The sequence below is a fragment of the Gilliamella apicola genome (assembly GCF_003202655.1).
Lineage (GTDB): Bacteria > Pseudomonadota > Gammaproteobacteria > Enterobacterales > Orbaceae > Gilliamella > Gilliamella apicola_R.
In genome coordinates this window covers 1-1,991 of the sequence record NZ_QGLR01000023.1, presented here as the reverse complement: position 1 = coordinate 1,991, position 1,991 = coordinate 1, and the positions used below count along the sequence as shown (strand labels likewise).

2 protein-coding genes are annotated in these 1,991 nt (G+C 34.5%); both read left to right on the top strand.

Annotation, left to right across the window (positions count from 1 at the left end; translation table 11 throughout):
- On the top strand, positions 1 to 209 hold a 209-nt coding region (locus DKK70_RS16895; protein ID WP_181416041.1), incomplete at its 5' end, for a hypothetical protein.
- 22 nt (positions 210 to 231) lie between these two features.
- Positions 232 to 1,991 (top strand): DUF6531 domain-containing protein (locus DKK70_RS16405; protein WP_181416040.1); only part of this gene is annotated, 1,760 nt, incomplete at its 3' end.

The window sequence follows — 1,991 nt, the reverse complement described above, 5'->3', positions numbered from 1 at the left end:
TATGGTTAAAAGAAACCTATCCATCATATTATGAAACTTTGCCGGAAATTCTAATTAAGCAGCGAATATTAGCCTTATGGCAATCACAATCAGCTAAATATAACGTTATTGATAATCTCATCATAAACAACTTAAAAACAAAATTAGTCGAAGAGCTAGAGTTAGTTACCAATCCATTTGAAGAACTGGAGAGTGAATTTTTTAGTTAGTTTTGAATAAAAGGATATTAGCATGTTAACACCAATTGAATTTATTGAAGATGAATTAGAGTTATTTAAAAATAAGCAAATTATCACTAAAGGGTATAAGGAACTTCTAGAAAAAGGTTATATTGACTTTGCAAATGGTTCGTTAGATTCAATAGGGTTACCTAATCTGGAAATGGACAGAGCGACCATTATCAATGATGTAAAATCTGGAAAAGAACCTTTATCAAGAACTAAAAAAACTAAATCATGGGAGAATGACAATTATTCTTTTGCAAAGTGTGAAAAAGATGGAACGATGAAAATTGTTCTAAAGTACGAATCAGTCTTCGATCTACCTATTCCCGATGTTAAGATTGAAGTATATGGTGATGTAAAGAATTTAACATTCCCAAATAGCGGGGGACAAACAAAACCCATATTTAGACTCGTGGATCTGGTAGCAAGTGGTACGACTAATGAGAAAGGAGAAGTTGTTTTTTCGGGATTAACTCCCGGAAAAAATTACTATATTCGGGCGACAGATGATAAATTAATTGAGCATAATCAAGCGTTGTACTTGGCCTATGACGATTTAGTACTAACTGCCTACGAACGATTAGCTGCACAGTGGCCAGAACGTAAACAAAAGTGGTTAGATGAGCCGCTTGGTGAAAACATATTAGAAAAATTTAAGGATTCAGTTTGGAAGGGCTTTATTAATGTTTGGGATGACGTGACGCTAGCATGGGATCTTCTAACCGATCCTATAAAATATATAGAAGAATTTAACAATGCAAAAGCAAAATTAGGAGAATTATTAAATGGCATAACTTTTGATTTATCTGAAATCGGAAAGATATTGGAAGAAGATAAACAAAAAGCAAAACAGTTCTTAGCTTTAACTCAAGACGAAGCTATGATGTATATTGTTGGTCGCTATTTAGTTTCCGAAATCGTTTCTTACCCATGGGGTAAGGTTTTAAATAAGCTTGTCGAAATTGGTGGTTCACTGTTAGGTGAACTATTAAGAGGGATATTATTTGGCGCTATATTATCTGTTGTCAATCCTGTCCTTGGTCCTATCTTTTTATCATTACGAATAATCCGTGCTGGTTTAAATTTAATACGTGCGGTTAATATGATATTGAAGCCTATAAATATTATAATTTCGCAAGCTTCTAAATTAGTCGCTAAGTTTTTTGAAAAGATCAAGTTTAAGAATGCTTATGTTAAATCTATAGGCAACAAATTAATTGGAAATAAAATTAATCATGGTACTCATCCCCAGTTTACGGGCGTAGAATTTAACATAACTCCCCCCCCTATAAAAACTAATGTTCACCTTGACAGTAAGAATGGTGGGGTAAGCACTATTAATCAAAACAGAGCTCCAAATGATAGTGGTATTATTCCGACTAATACTAATCATAATACTACTCCAACTCCTCATCATCAAAATACTAAAGGTAAAGCTGAAGCTGAAACTGGAGGTAACAGCAAAGGTAAAGGTAAAGATCAAGATGGAGGTAACAGCAAAGGTAGTGGAAAAGGTAACGGTAGCGGAAAAGGTAACGGTAAAGGTGGAGGTAGCAATAAAGATAACGGTAAAGATAACGGTAACGGTAAAGGTAAAGGTACATCAACATCTGAAACCCCCAGTGGAAAAAAATCACAAACTGATAAAGATACCAAAAAAAAGGCTGACCCTATTTCAATGGTTACTGGCGAAGAGTTACTATTACTCGATGATGCCACCTTACTAGGACTATATCCTTTTGCCTTCCAACGGCAATATCGTACAAC